We start from the raw sequence: 21,027 nt of genomic DNA, 5'->3' as shown, positions 1-21,027 counted from the left end.
CCACAAATTGTGACGCACATCTTGCAGAAAGCCTTTTTCAAACACGCTCTGGAGCGTGTTTGAAAATGAGTAACAGCAAAGAAAAAAAGAATACGGAAGGCAGAATTAATAATAGGAATGACTGCTTCAAAAGAGCTGCGCTCCATGCCTGGAAGCTGACTTTTTGTCACCCATTTACAGATGAAATAATCACTCTGGAAGCTCCCCTTCCAGATGATTTCTGCTGCTTTTTGAATGCAAACGAGGAGGAAAAAACATGACAGAAACACAGCAAACCATAAATAATGTTATCGCAAAAATGATCGCATATTCCGATGGAAACAAGCATGATATTGCCCATTTTCTGAAGGTATATACATATGCCAGAATGATTGGCGAGATGGAAAATTTAACCGAAAGAAAGCAGGAAATTCTGGAAATCGCAGCCGTGATCCACGACATTGCCTGCCCTGTATGCCGCGTAAAATATGGTAATACAAATGGCTCCAACCAGGAAAAAGAAAGTCCTGAGCTGGTAGAAAATTTCCTCAAGGATGTGGAAATTGATGATGAAATGAAAGAGAGAATCAACTATCTGGTTAGCCATCACCACACCTATACAAACGTAGACGGAATGGATTACCGCATTCTTCTGGAAGCTGATTTTCTTGTAAATGCAGATGAAAGTGAAATGTCTGAGAATGCTGTTGAAACAGCCAGAGAGCGCGTATTTGAGACCAATACAGGCAAAAAATTACTCACAAGTATCTATAAATTGCCTGCCAGGTAAAGCAATAGAAGGCGTTGAAAAAGAAAAAAATTGGGCTTGTAGTGAAGGATAAAAAAGGCTTTCACCTGTGACGGAGAAATTTATCAGTTATTTGAAGTGAAAGAAAATATGTTGAAATATTGGCGTGGCATTGGCTGCGCCTTTTTTTGTGTAAATGATAGAAATATATAAATTTGTTTTTAAAAATGGTATTGACAAAATTATATTATATATCATATAGTATTGTTAATTAAATAATATTGATGAATTATATAATATGATTGGAGTGATCAGATGGTATTTAACACAGGAGCTGCACTTTTGGACGCTATTGTTCTGGCGGTTGTGTCCAAGGAGCCGGAAGGTACTTACGGATACAAGATCACCCAGGATGTACGCGGAGTTCTGGATATTTCAGAATCCACACTTTATCCAGTGCTGCGCCGCCTGCAGAAGGATGACTGCCTGGAAGTCTACGATCAGGCATATGCCGGACGAAATCGCAGATATTATAAACTGACGGAGAAAGGGCAGGCACAGCTGAATTTGTACAAGATCGAGTGGAAGAATTATTCCACCAAGATAGGCAGTATGTTTGAGGACGCTGGCGGAAATGCGGACAGCGGTCACATGAGGGAGGAAAATTAACAGGTATGGACAGAGCGCAGTTTATGAAACAGCTAGAGAGGCTGCTGTCTGATATTTCGGAAGCAGAAAAGCAGGAGGCGCTGGCTTACTACAACAGTTATTTTGACGAAGCCGGTCCTGAGAATGAGGCTTCCGTGATCAGAGAGCTTGGAAGCCCCGGAAAAGTGGCTGCCATAATAAAGGCAGACCTTGACGAAAGCAATGAGGAATATGCACAGTATACAGAGAACGGATATGAGGACTTGAGGGAAAACAAGGCTTCTTATATGCCGGAGATTCACCAAAGAGATGGGGAACATGCAGGAAAAACAGATCGTACCCACAGGGGATATCGCCCGAAAGAGAAGGGAAGCAACAGCAGATTTATCCTGCTCCTAATTGCCCTGGTATTTCTTTCCCCATTTATCATTACAGCAGCCAGTGGCGTGTTCAGTATTTTACTGGTGGTGATCTTGTTTCCGTTTTTGGCGATTTTTGTATCCGGAGTTGTGGCGTTCACATTTATCGTAGCAGCTTGCGCCTGCATTAGTGTGGGTATTGGAACTTTGATTACCAATACTGCTGTGGGACTTCTGGTAATGGGAATCGGCTGTCTTTTGTTTGCATCAGGAATTCTGTTCTGCATTTTAACAGGATGGCTGGGCTCCACGATTTTCCCATGGATTCTTCGTAAGGTGACAGACTTTTTCCAGAAAATCGTATATCGGAATAAGAAGGAGGAGCAGGCATGAAAAAAGGAACAAAGGGAATGCTGATTGCAGCAGGTGCTTTCGCAGTGGCAGGAATTGGTTTCTGTATCGGTGGAATTTCTGTAGCAGCAGTGGAAACAGGCGGAAATGTGTTTGATCAGGCTGGACAGCTGCTTCAGGATAATGATTATCCGCTGGCTGGTCTGATCCATTGGGGAAACGCCCAATATCATTCTTCTGACATAGATTGGGATGCTTTAGATGGAAATACTGTGGATATGGATTTTGCCAGTGATCTGGAAATCAGTTTGAAGTATGATGAGCTCCTTATCCAGGAATACGATGGTGACAAGATTCGGGTAAATGTGGCAAATGATGCGAAGAACGATGTAGTGGTTAAGGAAACTTCCGGGAAAATCACGATTACAGATACCCGCAGTGGAAATGTAAAAAAGAAGAAACAGATAAAAGTCATTGTTCCTTCCGGGAAAGACTTTGATACGATAAGCCTGGGTGTTGACATGGGTACTATTGATCTGGAGTGCGATTTAAAGGTACAGGAGCTTTCGGTGGAAGTTGGCGCTGGAGAATTTAGCGGTTATGGAAATATCACAGCAGCGTATTGTGATCTTCAGGTTGGCGCCGGAACCATCGACATTGATCAGCTTGATATTCAGAAACTGAATGCGGACTGCAGTGCTGGTGAAATTGACATGGTAGTAACTGGAAAAGAGAAGGACTATAATTACGATCTTTCCTGTGGTATGGGTGAGATTAATTTGGAGGATTCTGAGTACAGTGGAATTGGCATTGAGAAAAATATTTCCAATGAAGGTGCCAGAAAAGATATGGTGCTGGAATGCGGAATGGGCGAGATTGATGTGGAGTTTACTGGGGAAAGCTAAATCTTGCAGAAAGCTCTTTTCAGACACGCTCTGGTGTAAAGTTATGTAATGGATAAAAAATAAGACAGAAATGTCAGATCGGAGGAATTAATTATGAGTAATAAGCGTTTATACAAATCAACCGTAAACTGTATGCTGTGCGGTGTGTGCGGAGGAATTGCCGAGTATTTCGATATTGACCCAACCCTGGTCCGCCTGGCCTGGGTAATCCTGACCTGCTTCGGCGGCGCAGGAATCTGGGCATATATTATTGCAGCGATTATTATTCCGAAAGCATAAGAAGAATCGCACAAGATCCACTGCCTGCGAAAACTTAGCTGCGAGGGCTTTCCCGGGCTGCTTAGTTATAGTTGACAGTCAGCTTGGCAGAATATTGCGACAGTTCGCTTGAAATATGCCATGTCAAATTGCATCCACTTTGAATAAATGTATTGTATTTTGTCCATACTCCCTATATACATGATACCAGTGTCAAAAGGTCAAAAAGCTGTTCGTGCTTGCACGATAAGGCTTTTGAGCTTGGGACACGCCAAATATGAGAAAGTAGCGATTTACGCAGTAAATCAGCGGATTTCGAATATTTGGAGGATTGCGGGAGCAGCGTAGCTGCGTAGCAATCCGGGTATCAAATGAGTGTCAAAAGACCTTTTGACACTCATATCATATACATCCAAACACTGTAAAAAGGAGCATAGACATATGAACAAAGACAAAGAAGTAGAAGCTTACAAATCCGGAAATCTTACCCCTGAAGAACAGACAAAATATGAAATTGCTCAGGAACTTGGCATTCTGGATAAAGTCTTAGAAGGGGGCTGGAAAAGCCTCTCCGCCAAAGAAACGGGCCGGATCGGTGGCATAATGGCGCGAAAGAAACCGAAAAAATAATAGTATATTATTTGCCCCTGCAACTTGCCATCAGGCTAGAGCGTGTTTGAAAAAGGCTCTAGGAGGGGCGGGAAAATGGGGGACGCGTAAGCGTCTCCTTTTCAGAAAAAATGGAGGAAAATTATGCGTATCCTGATTGCAGAAGACGAGGTAGAAATTGCCCGGGCACTGAAGGTTTTGCTGGAAAAAAACAAGTCCTGCAGGACAGTTTGAGAGAAAATATTCAAACTGTCCTTTTAAAATATATAAAAACTGGATATTTATAACAGTACAGTATTCCTGTATGCTTTCAGACAAATAAAAGGCAGTTGAAGAAATGGAAATCTGTTAAAACAGTGCCCCACAATTTTTCTGCACAATACATACAGGAGGAAATCAAAATGAGCCAGGAAAGATATGCATTAAATAAACAGCTTGCACAGATGTTAAAAGGTGGAGTGATCATGGACGTTACCACTCCGGAACAGGCAAAAATCGCAGAGGAGGCAGGTGCCTGTGCGGTTATGGCGCTGGAGAGGATTCCGGCAGATATTCGTGCAGCAGGCGGTGTTTCCAGGATGAGCGACCCAAAAATGATCAAAGGAATCCAGGAGGCAGTCTCTATTCCGGTTATGGCGAAATGTCGTATCGGACATTTTGTAGAAGCGCAGATCCTGGAAGCAATTGAGATTGATTATATTGATGAGAGCGAGGTACTTTCCCCGGCAGATGATGTTTACCATATTGACAAGCGTCAGTTTAAAGTACCATTTGTATGCGGAGCCAAAGATTTAGGAGAAGCTTTAAGGCGAATCGCAGAAGGCGCTTCCATGATCCGTACAAAAGGCGAACCAGGAACCGGCGATGTGGTACAGGCGGTGCGCCACATGCGCATGATGAACAGCGAAATCGGGAAAGTGGTTTCCATGCGTGAGGATGAGCTTTTTGAAGAAGCAAAGAACCTGCGTGTGCCATATGAGTTGGTTAAGTATGTACACAAAAAAGGAAGACTTCCGGTGGTAAACTTTGCAGCAGGCGGTGTTGCGACTCCTGCAGATGCGGCCCTTATGATGCAGCTTGGCGCAGAAGGTGTGTTTGTGGGCTCTGGTATTTTCAAATCCGGTGATCCGAAGAAGCGTGCAGCAGCTATTGTAAAAGCGGTCACCAACTATCAGGATTCCAAAATGCTTGCAGAGCTTTCCGAAGACCTTGGTGAAGCTATGGTCGGAATCAATGAGCAGGAAATCCAGCTTCTGATGGCAGAGAGGGGCAAATGAGATGAAAATCGGAATCCTTGCTGTGCAGGGAGCTTTTGCAGAACATAAGAGCAAACTGGAAAAACTGGGTGCCCGGTGCGTGGAGCTGCGGAAAAAAGAAGACCTGGATGGAGACTTTGAAGGACTGGTTTTGCCAGGCGGTGAGAGTACGGTACAGGGAAAACTCCTTCGGGAGCTGGAAATGTTTGAGCCTTTGAAAGAGAAAATCCAGGCTGGAATGCCGGTGCTTGCCACTTGTGCGGGGGTGATCCTTCTGGCTGACCACCTCTCTAATGACGGGCATGTGTATTTCGGAACCATGCCTGTGACAGTAAAAAGAAATGCCTACGGCAGACAGCTTGGCAGTTTTCACACCATCAGGGAAATGAAAGGAATCGGTCAGGTTCCCATGACATTCATTCGTGCCCCTTATATTGAGAAATGCGGAGAAGGCGCAGAAGTACTGGCTGAGGTGGATGGAAATATTGTAGCTGTAAAGTATAAAGAGCAGTATGGACTGGCATTTCATCCGGAACTGGATGAGGATGACAGGATACATGAGGCGTTTCTGAATAGTGTAAAGAAATATGCAAAGAAAAATTCCCCAAATACCTGGTTATAGAATGAACCTATAACCAGATATTATTTTTACATATTATACAGATAATCCCCAGTATGTTACTATGCATTCATCAACAAAAACAAAGCAACAGCAAAGAAAAACATCAAAAACAATAACAAAACTAACATTAACAAAAAATGATGAAAAATAGTAAACATACGGAGGAAAGAAAAATGGCAGATATCAGAGATTCTAAAAACTGGGGATTTGAAACAAAACAGTTACACATTGGACAGGAGAAAGCAGATCCAGTAACAGATGCAAGAGCTGTTCCAATCTACGCTTCTACATCTTATGTATTCCATAACTCACAGCATGCAGCTGACCGTTTCGGACTTCGCGATGCCGGAAATATTTATGGAAGACTTACCAACCCTACAGAGGATGTTTTCGAGCAGAGAATTGCTGCTCTTGAAGGCGGAGTTGCAGCGCTTGCAGTTGCTTCCGGTGCAGCAGCTATCAATTATACATTCCAGGCACTTGCAAAAACAGGTGAGCACATTGTAGCTTCCAAGACCATCTACGGCGGAACATACAACCTTCTGGCACATACTCTTCCGCAGACCAGCGGCATCACCGCAACATTTGTAGATCCGGATGCAGAAGGCTCTTTCGAAGCTGCAATCCAGGAAAACACAAAAGCAATCTTTATTGAGACCCTTGGAAATCCGAACTCCAACCTGATTGATATTGAAGAAGTTGCAAAAATTGCGCACAAACATAACATTCCTCTTGTAGTTGATTCTACATTTGCAACTCCTTACCTGGTTCGCCCGATTGAGTATGGTGCAGATATCGTCGTTCATTCCGCAACCAAATTCATCGGAGGCCATGGAACTGCAATCGGTGGCGTGATCGTAGACAGCGGCAACTTCGACTGGAAAGCATCCGGCAAATTCCCGTGGATTTCTGAGCCGAACCCAAGCTATCATGGAATTTCCTTTGCAGAGGCAACCGCTCCGGCAGCATTTGTAACTTATATTCGTGCAATCATCCTTCGTGATACAGGAGCTACCCTTTCTCCATTCCATGCATTTTTGTTCTTACAGGGACTGGAAACTCTTTCCTTAAGAGTGGAGCGTCACGTAAGCAACGCCCTGAAAATCGTAGATTACCTGTCTAAACATCCACAGGTAGAAGCTGTTCATCATCCATCACTGGAGAGTGAGCCAAGTCATTATCTTTATAAGAAATACCTTCCAAACGGCGGCGGTTCCATCTTTACATTTGAGATCAAGGGTGATGCACAGACCGCTCAGAAATTTATTGATAACCTTGCAATCTTCTCACTGCTTGCAAATGTTGCAGATGTAAAATCCCTTGTGATCCATCCTGCAACAACCACACACAGTCAGTGCACAGAGGAAGAGCTTCTTGACCAGGGAATCAAACCAAACACAATCCGTCTTTCCATCGGTATTGAGAAAGTAGACGACCTGATCGCAGTTCTGGATGCAGCATTTGAAGCAGTAAAATGATTAAAAAAGAGCTTCATTTATGTAAAAGGTACCATATCTCCTGAAATGGGAGATATGGTACCTTTTTTGGGGGCTGTAACAGTCGAATTCGGGCAAAATATACCGCAAAGCGGGGCGTGCAGATTGGGGGAATGATTTTTCAGACAGGCTCTGGCATCCGCGTAATGGTTACAGATTATCATAAAAATGTTTGTATTATTTATTCTTCTTTTTATACTTTATTAACATTTTATGTGCAGAATTGTCAAAATTTGTAGACAGAATTGTGCAAAGTATGGTAAAATATTGATGTATTAGGGGAAAAGGGAAGGTAGTGGTTTTGTGTGATAGATATCTCTAATTTTGACAGCCATATATTTGATGCTCTGTCTCAGACTTCAGATAATATGTACATTTATATAGCCGACCTGGAACGCGATTTTTCCAGATGGTCTAAGCCAAGTGTGGATTACTTCAATCTGCCGGGAGAATTTATAGAGAATACGGCGAAGGAATGGGTACAGCATATCCATCCTGCGGATCAGCATATTTTTCTGGAGGATATCGGTCGCATTTTTGAGGGGAAAAGCAACCGGCATAATTGTGAATACCGGGCTTTAAATAAATATGGGAAATATGTATGGGTAAGGTGCCAGGGAATTGTGGAGCGGAATGCGGATGGAAGCCTTGGCCTTTTTGTTGGCACGATGATGAATCTTGGTGTAAATGCCAAGTTTGACCAGCCCACTGGTTTATATACGTTTCATGAGCTGAAGAAGCAGCTTCCGGCATTTATCAGTCATGGAATGGAAGGTGCTGTTCTTCTTTTTGATGTGGACAGACTTCAGAGAATCAATGATATTCTTGGGTATCTTGTAGGAGATGAGGTGCTGCAGCGTCTGGGACAGAAATGTCAGAGTCTGGAGGGCGTTATTTCTTATCGGGGACCAGGAGGTAAATTCTATTGTATTACCACTGAGAAATCCGAGAATGCACTTGACCGGATCTACAAGGAAATGCAGAAGTTTTCAGTGGAAGTCCCCAGGGAGATGAATCTGGAGATCCAGTTGACGATTTCATGCGGAGTGGCCTTTTTTCCGCAGGATGCAGAGGATTTCGAGACTTTGCATGCAAATGTGGAATACGCCCTTGAGCAGGCAAAGAAAGTGGGACGTGGCAGCATTGCGCAGTTTTCCGGACAAATGCACAGAAAAACGGTGGAGAAATTCCGACTGCAGGAAGTGCTCCGTGAGTCTGTTGCCAATAATTGCAGAGGGTTTGCACTGGTATATCAGCCTCTGGTGAACGGAGAGACTCAGGATGTTTATGGTGCTGAGACTCTGATGCGTTTTTATCTGCCAGATGGAACCCTGGTTTCCCCAATGGAATTTATTCCGATCCTGGAGGAAGACGGAACCATCCGACAGGTGGGAGAGTGGCTTTTGAATAAGGCACTTGCCCAGGCGGCACTGTGGCGCATGGAGAATCCTGATTTTGTAATTTCCGTGAATGTTTCTTATATCCAGATACTTCAGGAAGGCTTCAGAGAAATGGTGACACGGATCGTGGAAGAATCTGGCACACCGGAGAAGCAGCTGATCCTGGAGCTTACAGAGAGCTGTAAAGTATCGGATCCCAATGGCCTTCGGGATGATTTTGAATATTTTAAAAATATGGGGATCAATATGGCACTGGATGATTTCGGCACGGAGTACTCTTCCATTGCATTGCTTCGCAAGCTGAAACCACAGTGGATCAAGATCGATCATACTTTTGTCCGTTCCATTCAGGATGATGAGATGGATCAGGCGATTCTGGAATATATTATGAATCTGAGTAAGCAGACCAGAATAAAGGTTTGTGTGGAAGGGGTGGAGAATAAGGAAATCCTTTCCGTTGTCCAGACTTATAAGCCGGAATTGCTTCAGGGATACTATTATTCCAGACCCTGTCCGGCGGAGGAATTTTCAAAGAAATATTTCAATGGAAAAGATAAGACAGGCAGCTACGGTTGTCTGAAAAAATAATTCTGATAAGTGCTTTTTTATACGCTCTAAGGGAAATACTAGTACATCGTTTTCGAAATAACTATACCACTCACTTGTCTGTGAATCCGATTGCACAGGTATAAAAGCCTCGGCGTAGCCCGCTACGCCTGCGTTTTTATACCTGCACACTCGAATCCACATCCTACGTGATTGGTATAGTTATTTACGAAGCGATGTACTAGTCTTTCGTCTATTGCAAGTGACCCCGATACAGATCGGTATAGCTTTAAACTGGAATTTGATCATTACATTAAAGGGCAGACCTGCTATGGTTTAGATAAGCTAATCCTGAATAATAATTATGCAGACGCTACCAATATGAAAGAAGCTGTAGAGGACAGTTTTATGCTGCGCAATTATGGCACAGAAGATGGAAATGAAGCATTACAAAAAACAGAGTCAGGTGGTGTATAATAAGAAAAACGGAGTTGAAAAGCCATGGTTAATCCGTTATAATTTTCATATATAAATACATGAAAAAAGTGTTTTTTCAGAAAATTGTATGTTGCTGGTCATGGGGTGGACAGCAACGACTATATGAAGGGGGATTTTTCTATGACGAAAATGAAGAAGATTTGCATACCTGTTCTTGCAGCTGCAGCCCTTGCATTTTCAGTTCCCGGAACTACGCAGGAGGCAGAGGCTTCCTGTAATACTTACCGTGTGAATGTTGTTACTGGATATCTGGCACTTCGGACAGATACATCCTATAATAGCGGTAATGAGATCGGAGAACTTTACAGTGGTGACCTGGTGGAAGTGATGGATTACACTGGAGCTACTGGTTACTGGTATGTATACTCTCCTAAGTATGACGATTTCGGATACGTGAATAATGATTATCTGGATTCTGTGACATCTTCCGTATCTTCCTATGATACAATGTGGACCGTAAGCGTTTCCACCGGATATCTGGCTCTTCGCAATGCACCGGAATATGATGCATCTAATGAAATCGGTGAGCTCTATTCGGGAGATACCGTCTGGGTTTCCGACAGTAGCAATTCTCAGTACTGGTATGTGTATTCCCCGAAACTGGACGGCTATGGATATGTGAACCAGGAGTACCTGTACAGAGAAGAGGGACTGGATACAGATTCCAGCTATTTTGGCGAAGTAAGAACGGTCAGTGTTGCCAAGGGCTATCTGGCACTTCGCAATATGAAGGCATATGATGCTTCCAATGAAATCGGGGAATTATATTCCGGCGATACCGTACAGCTTCTGGACACAAGTGATTCCCAGTACTGGTATGTGTATTCCCCGAAATATGATACCAATGGATTTGTAAACAAAGATTATCTGGTGGGTGGAAATGCATATGCTACCTTGTATGTAAAAGTGCCTACCGGATATCTGGCTCTTCGATCCGCTATGGGATATGATGCGGCAAATGAGATTGGTGAACTGAATACCGGTGATACTGTGGTAGTAATTGATTCCAGTTCAGATAAATACTGGTATGTATATTCTCCACGCCTTATGAAATACGGATATGCAGATTGTAATTATATATTCTGCAATTGATGAGCAGGAAAGAAAAACAGCCTCTGACTTTTTTACTGGGAAAGTCAGAGGCTGTTTTTGAAATAACTATAATTTTTATAACTGCACACTTGAATTCATATCCTACGCGATTGGTATAGTTGTTACTGTTTACTCCGTGACCAGTAACGTATAGTTATCTTTATAGAAATTTCATACTTTCTCTGATTGAACAAAAAAACCTGCAATGCTATACTAAAATTAAAATATATTTGAAAAACAGGAGTGTGATAAATTGCAGGGTACCACAGAAAACTATATTCACCTTGAAAAGGTTTCTAAGATTTATGGAACGAAAGAAGTAAAAATAATCGCAGTAGATGAGATCAGCTTTAACATAGCTAAAGGCGAGTTTGCCGTGATCGTAGGGCCCAGTGGTGCTGGCAAGACTACGGTTCTGAATATTCTGGGCGGAATGGATACTGCCACCAGCGGTCAGATCTGGGTAGATGGAAGGAATATAGCGAAATACAATAACCGCCAGCTCACCAGCTACCGCAGGGACGATATTGGATTTGTTTTTCAGTTTTATAATCTGGTTCCCAATCTGACAGCCTTGGAAAACGTAGAACTGGCAGGACAGATCTGTAAGAACCCCATGGATCCGAAAACTGTTTTGGAAGAGGTGGGTCTGAAACACAGACTTGGAAATTTTCCTGCCCAGTTATCAGGCGGTGAACAGCAGAGAGTTTCCATTGCAAGAGCTCTTGCCAAGAATCCGAAGATGCTCCTTTGCGATGAGCCAACAGGCGCTCTGGATTACCAGACTGGTAAGGCGATTCTCAAGCTTTTACAGGATATGTGCCGCCAGAAGGGGATGACAGTAGTGGTTATCACTCATAACTCTGCATTGACGCCTATGGCAGATCGCGTGATTAAAATAAAAAACGGCAAGGTGGCACAGATGACTTTGAATGCCCATCCAACCCCGGTAGAAGAAATTGAGTGGTAGGTGAGAGATGAAAGCATTAAGAAAAGAATTCTGGATGGAGATCCGAAAAAGCAAATCCAGGTTTATCTCCATTCTTCTGATCGTGGCTCTTGGAGTGGCCTTCTTTTCCGGTATTCAGGCTTCCTCGCCGGATATGCGCTATTCCGGAGATGCCTATTATGACGAAAGCAGCCTGATGGATATCAAGGTTGTGGGCACAATGGGCCTGACATCTGATGATGTTTCTTCCATAGAAAGTATAGATGGCATCGAGTCCGCAGAAGGTGCCTGGTCTACCGATGTGATGTGCGGGGAAGGCCAGAAGCAGAAGGTTCTTCACATTGAATCCATAAATGACACAGTGAATAAACTGGATGTGCAGGAGGGACGCCTTCCGGAAAAAAGTGGAGAGATTTTTCTGGATAGCACATTTGCTTCTTCCAATGAATATAAGGTAGGAGATAAGGTGGCTTTGCTTGAAGAAGGAGATTCCCTCGTTCTTGTGACCACAGAATATACGGTAGTGGGAACTGGAAGAAGTCCTCTTTATATTTCCTTTAATAGAGGAAATACCACCCTTGGAACTGGTGAAGTCAATGGATTTGGATATGTGCTCCCGGAAGATTTTGACCAGGAAATTTATACGCAGATTTATGTGACCGTTCATGGTGCAAAGGGCCTTACAAGTTATACAGACGGTTATGAGAATCTGATCGCCAAGATCAAAGACCGTGTTGAAAACATAGCAGATGATTGCTGTCAGATCCGCCTTGCATCTGTGAAGGCAGATGCACAGGAGGAAATCGATGATGCCCAGAAGAAGCTGGACGATGGGAAAAAAGAGGCAGATGAAAAACTCGCTGACGCAAAAGAAGAATTAGATAAAGGTGAAAAGGATTTAGAAGACGGAAGGCAAGAGTATGAAGATGGAAAATCCCAGTTAGAAGACGCAAAAACAGAGCTTGCCGATGGAAAAAAACAGCTGGAAGATGCGAAGACAGAGCTTGCTGATGGGAAAAACCAGTTAGAAGATGCGAAAGCGCAGCTTGCTGATGGAAAAAGTCAGCTGGAATCTGCCAAGAATCAGCTTTCCTCCAGCAAAAGCCAGCTCGACACGGCCAGAAGCCAGCTGGATGATGGATGGAGTCAGGTAAGTGCTGCAAAAGCCCAGCTTGCTGACGGACAGGCTCAGCTTGATTCTGCGCAGAAGCAGGTAACCAGTGGTCTGGCAGAATTAGAGGAAAATCAGAAGACTTTAGATGAAAATAAAGCGAAACTTGCAGATGGAAAAGCCCAGCTTGAGGCAGGCGAACAGCAGTTAGAAGCCGCAAAGCAGACTTTGACAACAAAGCAAAGTGAACTGGATCAGTCAAAAGCGGAGATCACTGCCGGACAGCAGCAGATCGAAAGTACCAGAACCCAGTTAAATGCCCAGAAGCAGCAGATTACAGATGGACTTTCCCAGGTATCAGCAGGAGAAGCACAGCTTCAGGATGGAATAAGTGCTTTGGAAAGTGCAAAAGCTCAGCTGACGGAGCTGCAGAGTCAGCTTGAGATAGTACGCGCAAGTTACAACGCAGCACTGGAAAATCCGGATGTTTCCCAGGAGGAAATAGATATTCTGGCAGCTCAGGTGTCTGCACTGGAAGAACAGGAGGCGGCGGTAAGCCAGCAGATTCAGGCAAGTGAAGCGCAGATTGAGAGTCAGCGGCAGCAGCTTGCAGCGACCAGAAGTGAGTTGGAAAGCGGGCTTGCAGCAGTCGAGGATGGACTTTCCCAGCTTTCTCAGAAAGAAAGCGAGCTGAATGCTGGACGGGAACAGATAACAGCAGGTCAGGCAGAGATTGACGCCGGATGGATTCAGATTCAGGAACAGGAGAATACTCTTGCTGCTTCGAAAGCTGAGATAGAGGCAGGGGAACAGGAACTGGAAAAAGGTCAGAAGCAGTTAAAGGCAGCAAAGAAAAAACTGAATAAAGCCCAGAAAGAAATTGATTCCAATGCAGAGACCCTGGCTGCCGGACAGGCGGAATTGGATGCCAATGTGGCAAAGCTGAATGACAGTGAAGCGCAGTATGCTTCCGGTCTGGAACAGTATAATTCCGGTGCCCGGCAAATCGCGGAAAATGAGGCAAAGCTTACTTCCGGAGAGCAAGAAATTGCAGAAAATGAGGCGAAGCTTGCCGATGGTGAGAAAGAAATCGCAGACAATGAGAAGAAGCTTGCAGACGGTGAAAAAGAGATTACAGACAATGAGAAAAAGCTTCAGGATGCGGTTAAAGACTTGAAAAAAGGTGAGAAAGACCTTGCAGATGGAAAGAAAGAGTACGAAGACGCCAAAAAAGATGCGGAGGATGAGATTGCCGAGAATCAGCAGAAGCTGGATGATGCGAAAAAGGAACTGGAAGATCTGGAAATGCCGGAGTGGATGGTCACAGATAGGGAGGAGCTTCCGGAATATACGGATTACGGTGATAATGCAGACCGTCTTCGAAACATCGGTCAGGTTTTCCCGGTCATCTTTTTCCTGGTAGCGGCATTGATCAGTCTTACCACTATGACTCGTATGGTGGAGGAGCAGCGAACCCAGATCGGTACCTTGAAGGCATTGGGATATAAGAAGTCTGCTATTGCAGCAAAATATATCTGTTATGCATTTTTTGCAACTCTTCTTGGCAGTGTGCTGGGAATGCTGATCGGAGAGAAAATCATTCCATACATTATTATAACTGCTTATGGGATTATGTATCACAATGTGGCAAATACCATTTCCATTGATTATCAGCCTGGCTTCGCATTGATCGCTTCCACAGCCTCTGTTGTATGTACAGTTGGAGCGACTCTTTTTGCAAGTGGAAAGGAGCTGCAGGAGACACCGGCCTCTCTTATGCGCCCACCGGCTCCGAAAGAGGGCAAGCGGGTATTGCTGGAGCGGCTCACATTTATATGGAAGCATTTAAGCTTTTCCTGGAAGTCCACAATTCGAAATCTTTTCCGTTACAAGAAGCGCCTGATCATGACGGTCTTTGGAATTGCAGGAAGCATGGGACTGATGCTGGTTGGCTTTGGGATTCAGGATTCCATCAGTGATATTGCCGCTATTCAGTACCGGGAGCTTCAGCATTATGACGGAATGGTGATTGAGGACAGCGATGCTACAGAGGAAGAACATGCAGAGCTGTTTGAATACATGAAGGAAAATGAGCAAATCGCCCATTGCAATCGGGTACAGATGACGAAGATCAGTGCTCCGAAAGGCAGCTCCAACATCAGTATTTATCTGTTTGTGCCAGAGAGACTGAGTGAGTTTGCAAGGGATGTAACCTTAAAGAACCGTATTACCGGGGAAACATATGAGCTTACCGACGAAGGTGCTGCTATTTCCGAGAAAACAGCATCCCTGCTGGGATTAAAGGTGGGGGATATGATTCCCCTGAAAAAGGGAGATAAGGAATATAAGGTGAGGGTGGCTGTGATCACAGAGAATTATATGAGCCATTACCTTTATATGACGCCCAGGGTTTATGAGCAGACGTTCGGGGAAATGCCGGAGTATGAGAACATTGTGTTTACTATGCAGGAAGACTGTAAGGATGATCTGGAAATGGCAGGAACCCGGATCCTTGCTAATCCTGGTGCTCTCAGCATCAGTTATACCAGTAGTCTGGCATCACAGGTTGACCGTATGCTGAGCACTCTGGATGCGGTGATCCTGGTGCTGATCGTTTCCGCAGGAATGCTGGCTTTTGTGGTATTGTATAATCTGAATAATATCAATATTACAGAAAGACAGAGGGAACTGGCAACTTTGAAGGTGCTTGGCTTCTATGACGGAGAGGTCTCCCAGTATGTGCTTCGGGAAAACGTGATCCTGACAGTGCTTGGAATTATGTTTGGAGCAGTGTTTGGAATTCTCATTCACAGGTATGTGATTACTACGGTTGAGGTAGATGCAGTTATGTTTGGACGAAATATTAAGCCGCTGAGCTTTTTATACAGTGGAATTCTGACAAGCATATTTTCCATTGTGGTGAATGGGGTGATGCATTTTAAGCTGAAAACCATTGATATGGTGGAATCCTTAAAGAGTGTGGAATAAAAAATATTGAGAAAACACTGTCTGAGCGGTGTAATTGTGAAATTTTGAAATTAGCTTGACAAGCCGGAAGAATGCAATTATAGTTATATCCATAAAAGTGGCGGCTTTTTCCGGCTATTTACAAGGAGATCAGACCGCTGCAGCGAAAAGCGTTGAAGAAGAGGAGTAAGTAAATGCCCTCCCAGAGAGAAATGTCCAGGGATAACTGTGGTGGAAGACATTTCGAGATCCGCATTCACTGAAGGTAGCTTCTGAGCCGGGAAACTGAACAGGCAGTGATATCTGCAGTAAGTTTTCACGCAATTCCAGCGTTACAGGAAAGAGATATGTGTACAACAGAGCGAAGACTGTAAATGAATTCAGGGAAACAGTACTTTGCATTTTGCACATAATGAAGGTGGTACCGCGTTAATTTCGCCCTTCACACAATTGTGTGAGGGGCTCTTTTTTTAGGAGGAAAATTATGAGCAAAGAACTTGCAAAGACCTACGATCCAAAAGGAATCGAGGAACGTCTTTACCAGAAATGGATGGACAACGGATATTTTCATGCAAAAGTAAACCCGGATAAGAAACCATTTACCATTGTTATGCCGCCGCCAAACGTAACCGGACAGCTGCATATGGGACATGCACTTGATGAAACTATGCAGGACATTCTCATCCGTTTCAAGAGAATGCAGGGCTACGAAGCACTGTGGCAGCCGGGAACTGACCATGCAGCTATTGCTACAGAGGTTAAGGTTACTGAGAAACTGAAAAAAGAAGGCATCGACAAGGCAGAAATCGGTCGTGAGAAATTCCTGGAATATGCCTGGGAGTGGAAAGAAGAGTACGGCGGAAAAATTATCAACCAGCTGAAGAAGCTTGGTGCTTCTGCAGACTGGGAGCGAGAACGCTTCACCATGGATGAGGGATGCTCCAAGGCTGTACAGGAAGTCTTCATCAAGTTATATGAAAAAGGCTACATCTACAAAGGTTCCCGTATCATCAACTGGTGTCCGGTATGCCAGACTTCCATTTCCGATGCAGAGGTTGAGCATGAGGATCAGGACGGATTTTTCTGGCACATCAATTACCCGGTTGTTGGAGAAGAAGGAAAATTCGTGGAAATTGCAACAACACGTCCGGAAACACTTCTTGGAGATACTGCAGTTGCAGTAAACCCGGATGATGACCGTTACAAAGACATTGTTGGCAAAATGCTGAAGCTTCCTCTCACAGACAGAGAGATCCCGGTTATTGCCGATGAGTATGTTGATAAAGAATTTGGTACCGGATGCGTAAAGATCACACCGGCACATGACCCTAACGATTTCGAGGTTGGAAAGAGACACAACCTTCCGGAAATTAACATCATGAATGATGATGCTACCATCAATGAGCTGGGTGGTAAATACGCCGGCATGGATCGTTACGAAGCAAGAAAAGCCATGGTAGAGGATCTGGACAAGCTTGGTCTTCTGGTAAAGGTTGTTCCGCACAATCACAGCGTTGGAACTCATGACCGCTGCCATGCAACTGTAGAGCCGATGATCAAGCCTCAGTGGTTTGTAAAGATGGACGAAATGGCCAAAGCTGCTATCAAGACTCTTGAGGATGGAGATCTGAAATTCGTCCCGGAGCGTTTTGACAAGACTTACCTTCACTGGCTGGAGAACATCCGTGACTGGTGTATTTCCCGTCAGCTGTGGTGGGGACACAGAATCCCGGCTTACTACTGCGATGAGTGCGGTGAGACTGTAGTTGCAAGAGAAATGCCGGAAAAATGTCCGAAATGCGGATGCACGCATCTTCATCAGGACGAGGATACGCTGGATACCTGGTTCAGCTCTGCTCTGTGGCCATTCTCCACACTTGGCTGGCCGGATAAGACACCGGAACTGGAGTACTTCTATCCAACAGATGTGCTGGTAACCGGATATGACATTATTTTCTTCTGGGTTATCCGTATGGTATTCTCTGCTCTTGAGCAGACTGGCAAGACACCGTTCCATCATGTACTGATCCATGGTCTGGTAAGAGATTCCCAGGGCCGCAAGATGAGTAAATCCCTTGGAAATGGTATTGACCCGCTGGAAGTAATCGACAAGTACGGCGCAGATGCTCTTCGTCTTACTCTGATGACTGGTAATGCACCTGGAAACGATATGCGTTTCTACTGGGAGCGTGTAGAATCCAGCCGTAACTTTGCAAATAAGATCTGGAATGCTTCTCGTTTCGTTCTTATGAATCTGGAAGGAAAGGATGTAACGGAGCCGGAGATTGGTTCTCTTTGCGCTGAGGACAAATGGATCCTTTCCAGACTGAACAATGTGATCAAAGAAGTAACCGACAATATGGAAAAATATGAGCTGGGTATTGCGGTTCAGAAGATCTATGATTTCCTGTGGGATGAGCTTTGCGACTGGTACATTGAGATCGCCAAGGTTCGTCTGTGGAAGGCAGAAGAGGATCCAAAGGCGGCAAACGAGGCTCTCTGGACACTTCGCACAGCGCTGACCCAGGGACTGAAGCTGCTTCATCCGTTTATGCCATTTATCACAGAGGAAATTTATTGCACACTGCTTCCGGAGGAAGAGTCCATAATGATCTCTGACTGGCCGGTATATAAGGACGAGTGGAATTCTCCTGAGGCTGAGCTTGCAATCGGAAGTTTCCAGGAAGTTGTCCGTGGCATCCGTAACACAAGAACCAGCATGAATGTTCCGCAGAACAGAAAAACACATCTGATCATTGTTGGAAAAGATGCTGCTATCTGTCAGATGTATGAGAACAGCAAGAAATCCTTTGCAAATCTTGCTTTTGCAAAAGAAATCCATGTTCAGCAGGATAAGACTGGTATCGGTGAGGATGCAGTTTCTGTTGTTGTTTCCAATGCAGTTGTTTATATGCCTCTGGAAGACCTTGTTGACAAGGAAAAAGAACTTGAGAGACTGACAAAGGAGCAGGAGAGACTGACTAAGGAAATCGCCCGCTGTGAGGGAATGCTGAATAATCCAAATTTCGTAAATAAGGCTCCTGCTGCCAAGGTTGATGCAGAGAAGGAGAAGCTTGCGAAGTACAAAGAGATGAAAGATAAGGTTGAAACACAGCTTGAGCAGCTTAAGAGATAAAAAGGAGATTTTGCATGAAGCTGAGCAAATTTTGCAATAAGATTTCCCTGATTCTCCAGGCACTCTGGTGCGCAGTGCTCTATTTCCTTATAGAGGCACTGTGCCGCCATTCTGTAGTGGAGGCCTGGGATTATATGACGGGAAAACCGTTGGTATTTGCTTATAATACGATGTTTATTTTTACTACAATGCTGATCGTTTATCTGTTTCACAGGCGGTGCTTTTGGAGAGTTGTGGTTTCCGTTTTCTGGCTGTTTCTGGGAATCGTAAACTGTATTCTTCTGATGAACCGTGTTACACCATTTACCGGACCGGATCTGCATATGCTGACGGATGGTATTGCGATCATGCAGAAATATCTGCCGTTTTATGGTGTGGTGATCGGATGTATTTTGATCGGAATTGTGGTGCTGGGGCTTTTGATCCTACTGGTCAAGGGACCGAAATATGAGCAGAAGATTAAGTACCGGTATGTGATTCCGCTGGTAATTGCTGGTTTTGTGGCTTTTGGAGGCGTGACACAGCTGGCTCTTGAAAAAAGGGTTTTGTCTAATTATTTTGGCAATATTGCGTTTGCTTATGAGGATTATGGTTATCCTTATTGTCTGGCGACTACTATTTTTAATACAGGCATCAGTGAGCCGAGGGATTATTCTGAGGATGAGATTAACCGGATCGAGAAGACAGAGTCCAATCTTCCAAAGACCAAGGAGGATGGAAAGAGACCGAATATTCTGTTCCTTCAGCTTGAGTCTTTCTTTGACCCGACACTGGTAAATTACCTGGATATTTCTGAAGATCCAATCCCGAACTTCAGGAAGCTGATGAAAGAGTATTCTTCCGGATATTACAAGGTTCCTTCTGTTGGAGCTGGTACGGCAAATACGGAATTTGAGACCATTACAGGTATGAGTCTTCACTATTTTGGACCAGGTGAATATCCTTATAAGAGTATTCTTAAGGAGACTACCTGCGAAAGTGTGCCCTATGTTCTGAAAAATCTGGGGTATTCTACACATGCGGTACATAATAATGAAGCCAACTTCTATGGAAGAAGGTCTGTTTTCCCCAATCTGGGATTTGACACCTTTACTTCTGAAGAGTATATGGCAGATGAGAACCTGCAGAATCCTCTTGGATGGGTAAAAGACAGTGTGTTGACGGATGAGATCATTAAGTGTCTGGATTCTACTGACAGTCCGGATTATGTGTATACCATTTCCGTGCAGGGACATGGTGATTATCCAAGCGAGCCCATTCTGGACAATCCTTCTATTACAGTTTCCGGTTCTCCTACGGATGAGCTGAATTGTAAATGGGAGTACTATGTGAATCAGATTCATGAGATGGATCAGTTTGTGAAAGAGTTAACAGATGCTTTGGCAGACTATCCGGAGGATGTGATCCTGGTTATGTATGGGGATCATCTGCCGACTATGGGACTGACTGTGGAGGATCTGAAAAATAAGTATCTTTTCCAGACGGAGTATGTAATCTGGGATAATATGGGACTTACCAAGAAGGATGAGAATCTGGCTTCTTATCAGATCGCAGCAGAGGTTCTGGACAGAGTTGGTATTCATGAGGGTACGATCATGAAATATCATCAGGCAAGAAGAAATACCAAGAATTATCAGGTCGATCTGGAGACACTGCAGTATGATGTGCTGTACGGTCAGCGATATGCTTATGGAGGAGAAAATCCTTTTGAGAGAACAAAGATGCGGATGGGACTTTATGATGTGACCTTAGATTCCATTCGGTTAGTGTCGGATACAGATTGGACTTATTATATCCAAGGCACGAATTTCACCCCGTCCAGTCAGGTGAAGCTGAATGGAGAGTGGTATGATACGGCATATGTAAGTCCGAACATGCTGGTGATCTCGGGTACGGAGCTGTCGGATTTTGACAGACTGGCAGTTGTACAGAGAAGTAACAGTTCGACGAGGAAGGCTCTTAGTAAGAGCTTTGACAGAGCGGTTTATGCATTGTATGATAGTCAGTGGAAGGTGAATTCCCGATAGGAACGTTTCCCGGCTGGGCACCTGGTCTCATCAGGTCTGCTCTGAGCGCGGTGTGCGGCCCAAAAAAATT

At 44.3% G+C, this 21,027-nt stretch carries 18 protein-coding genes, 2 pseudogenes and 1 other annotated feature; of the genes and pseudogenes, 19 read left to right on the top strand and 1 reads right to left on the bottom strand.

The window, feature by feature from the left end; translation table 11 throughout:
- The 11 genes and pseudogenes from LIZ66_RS19895 to LIZ66_RS06700 form a co-directional block, all read left to right on the top strand.
- Positions 1-62 (top strand): annotated as a pseudogene (locus LIZ66_RS19895) (DUF6783 domain-containing protein); the annotation flags it as partial.
- Between the two features lie 3 nt (positions 63-65).
- Positions 66-260, top strand: coding sequence for an RluA family pseudouridine synthase (locus LIZ66_RS06745; protein WP_226837703.1), 195 nt, complete (start codon positions 66-68; stop codon positions 258-260).
- Positions 257-769, top strand: a complete 513-nt coding sequence (locus tag LIZ66_RS06740; RefSeq protein ID WP_148461244.1) for an HD domain-containing protein — start codon at positions 257-259, stop codon at positions 767-769. Before LIZ66_RS06745 ends, LIZ66_RS06740 begins: the two co-directional genes overlap by 4 nt.
- Before the next feature lie 273 nt (positions 770-1,042).
- Positions 1,043-1,396 carry a PadR family transcriptional regulator gene (locus tag LIZ66_RS06735; RefSeq protein ID WP_226837702.1) on the top strand — a complete coding sequence of 118 codons (354 nt, stop codon included), beginning with the start codon at positions 1,043-1,045 and terminating at the stop codon, positions 1,394-1,396.
- Between the two features lie 5 nt (positions 1,397-1,401).
- Complete coding sequence (locus LIZ66_RS06730) at positions 1,402-2,127, top strand: DUF1700 domain-containing protein (RefSeq protein ID WP_227200691.1); 726 nt, start codon at positions 1,402-1,404, stop codon at positions 2,125-2,127.
- A complete protein-coding gene (locus LIZ66_RS06725) occupies positions 2,124-2,990 on the top strand; it encodes a DUF4097 family beta strand repeat-containing protein (RefSeq protein WP_227200690.1) in 867 nt (288 codons plus the stop codon). The genes LIZ66_RS06730 and LIZ66_RS06725 overlap by 4 nt, the downstream gene beginning before the upstream one ends.
- A 93-nt stretch (positions 2,991-3,083) precedes the next feature.
- A complete protein-coding gene (locus LIZ66_RS06720) occupies positions 3,084-3,269 on the top strand; it encodes a PspC domain-containing protein (protein WP_021924744.1) in 186 nt (61 codons plus the stop codon).
- 420 nt (positions 3,270-3,689) lie between these two features.
- Positions 3,690-3,878: an alpha/beta-type small acid-soluble spore protein gene (locus LIZ66_RS06715; protein ID WP_118583262.1), complete on the top strand. Its 189-nt coding sequence runs from the start codon at positions 3,690-3,692 to the stop codon at positions 3,876-3,878.
- A 380-nt stretch (positions 3,879-4,258) separates the two neighbouring features.
- The gene (gene pdxS / locus LIZ66_RS06710) at positions 4,259-5,134 is read left to right on the top strand and encodes a pyridoxal 5'-phosphate synthase lyase subunit PdxS (RefSeq protein ID WP_226837699.1); all 876 of its coding nucleotides are present in this window, start codon (positions 4,259-4,261) and stop codon (positions 5,132-5,134) included.
- Position 5,135: 1 nt separating this feature from the next.
- The gene (pdxT, locus tag LIZ66_RS06705; RefSeq protein ID WP_226837698.1) at positions 5,136-5,735 is read left to right on the top strand and encodes a pyridoxal 5'-phosphate synthase glutaminase subunit PdxT; all 600 of its coding nucleotides are present in this window, start codon (positions 5,136-5,138) and stop codon (positions 5,733-5,735) included.
- 173 nt (positions 5,736-5,908) lie between these two features.
- Complete coding sequence (locus tag LIZ66_RS06700; RefSeq protein WP_226837697.1) at positions 5,909-7,213, top strand: O-acetylhomoserine aminocarboxypropyltransferase/cysteine synthase family protein; 1,305 nt, start codon at positions 5,909-5,911, stop codon at positions 7,211-7,213.
- Positions 7,214-7,230: 17 nt separating this feature from the next.
- Here the strand turns inward: LIZ66_RS06700 and LIZ66_RS19890 are convergent, their stop codons facing one another.
- The gene (locus LIZ66_RS19890; protein ID WP_408611510.1) at positions 7,231-7,356 is read right to left on the bottom strand and encodes a DUF6783 domain-containing protein; all 126 of its coding nucleotides are present in this window, start codon (positions 7,354-7,356) and stop codon (positions 7,231-7,233) included.
- Between LIZ66_RS19890 and LIZ66_RS19885 the strand changes: the two are divergent.
- The 8 genes and pseudogenes from LIZ66_RS19885 to LIZ66_RS06665 form a co-directional block, all read left to right on the top strand.
- Positions 7,297-7,470 (top strand): annotated as a pseudogene (locus LIZ66_RS19885) (DUF6783 domain-containing protein); the annotation flags it as partial. The gene LIZ66_RS19890 and the pseudogene LIZ66_RS19885 sit on opposite strands and share 60 nt — an antisense overlap.
- Positions 7,471-7,536: 66 nt before the next feature.
- Positions 7,537-9,219 (top strand): bifunctional diguanylate cyclase/phosphodiesterase, encoded by a 1,683-nt coding sequence (locus LIZ66_RS06695; RefSeq protein ID WP_226837696.1) that lies wholly within the window; start codon positions 7,537-7,539, stop codon positions 9,217-9,219.
- A gap of 213 nt (positions 9,220-9,432) precedes the next feature.
- Positions 9,433-9,654, top strand: coding sequence for a CotH kinase family protein (locus tag LIZ66_RS06690; RefSeq protein WP_308768394.1), 222 nt, complete (start codon positions 9,433-9,435; stop codon positions 9,652-9,654).
- Between the two features lie 141 nt (positions 9,655-9,795).
- Positions 9,796-10,767, top strand: a complete 972-nt coding sequence (locus LIZ66_RS06685; protein ID WP_195477035.1) for a hypothetical protein — start codon at positions 9,796-9,798, stop codon at positions 10,765-10,767.
- Positions 10,768-11,020: 253 nt separating this feature from the next.
- Positions 11,021-11,737 carry an ABC transporter ATP-binding protein gene (locus tag LIZ66_RS06680; RefSeq protein ID WP_264467157.1) on the top strand — a complete coding sequence of 239 codons (717 nt, stop codon included), beginning with the start codon at positions 11,021-11,023 and terminating at the stop codon, positions 11,735-11,737.
- A 7-nt stretch (positions 11,738-11,744) separates the two neighbouring features.
- Positions 11,745-15,815 (top strand): ABC transporter permease, encoded by a 4,071-nt coding sequence (locus LIZ66_RS06675; protein ID WP_226837695.1) that lies wholly within the window; start codon positions 11,745-11,747, stop codon positions 15,813-15,815.
- Positions 15,816-15,958: 143 nt separating this feature from the next.
- Positions 15,959-16,240: a binding site (T-box leader), on the top strand.
- A 38-nt stretch (positions 16,241-16,278) separates the two neighbouring features.
- A complete protein-coding gene (locus tag LIZ66_RS06670) occupies positions 16,279-18,930 on the top strand; it encodes a valine--tRNA ligase (protein WP_118583247.1) in 2,652 nt (883 codons plus the stop codon).
- A gap of 14 nt (positions 18,931-18,944) precedes the next feature.
- Positions 18,945-20,957, top strand: a complete 2,013-nt coding sequence (locus LIZ66_RS06665) for an LTA synthase family protein (protein ID WP_173718784.1) — start codon at positions 18,945-18,947, stop codon at positions 20,955-20,957.
- Positions 20,958-21,027: the final 70 nt, after the last annotated feature.

The organism is Blautia faecis (genome assembly GCF_020554845.1).
Taxonomy (GTDB): Bacteria; Bacillota; Clostridia; order Lachnospirales; family Lachnospiraceae; genus Blautia_A; species Blautia_A faecis.
The sequence above is the reverse complement of the archived record's forward strand: the minus strand, read 5'-3'. Positions and strand labels throughout refer to the sequence as shown.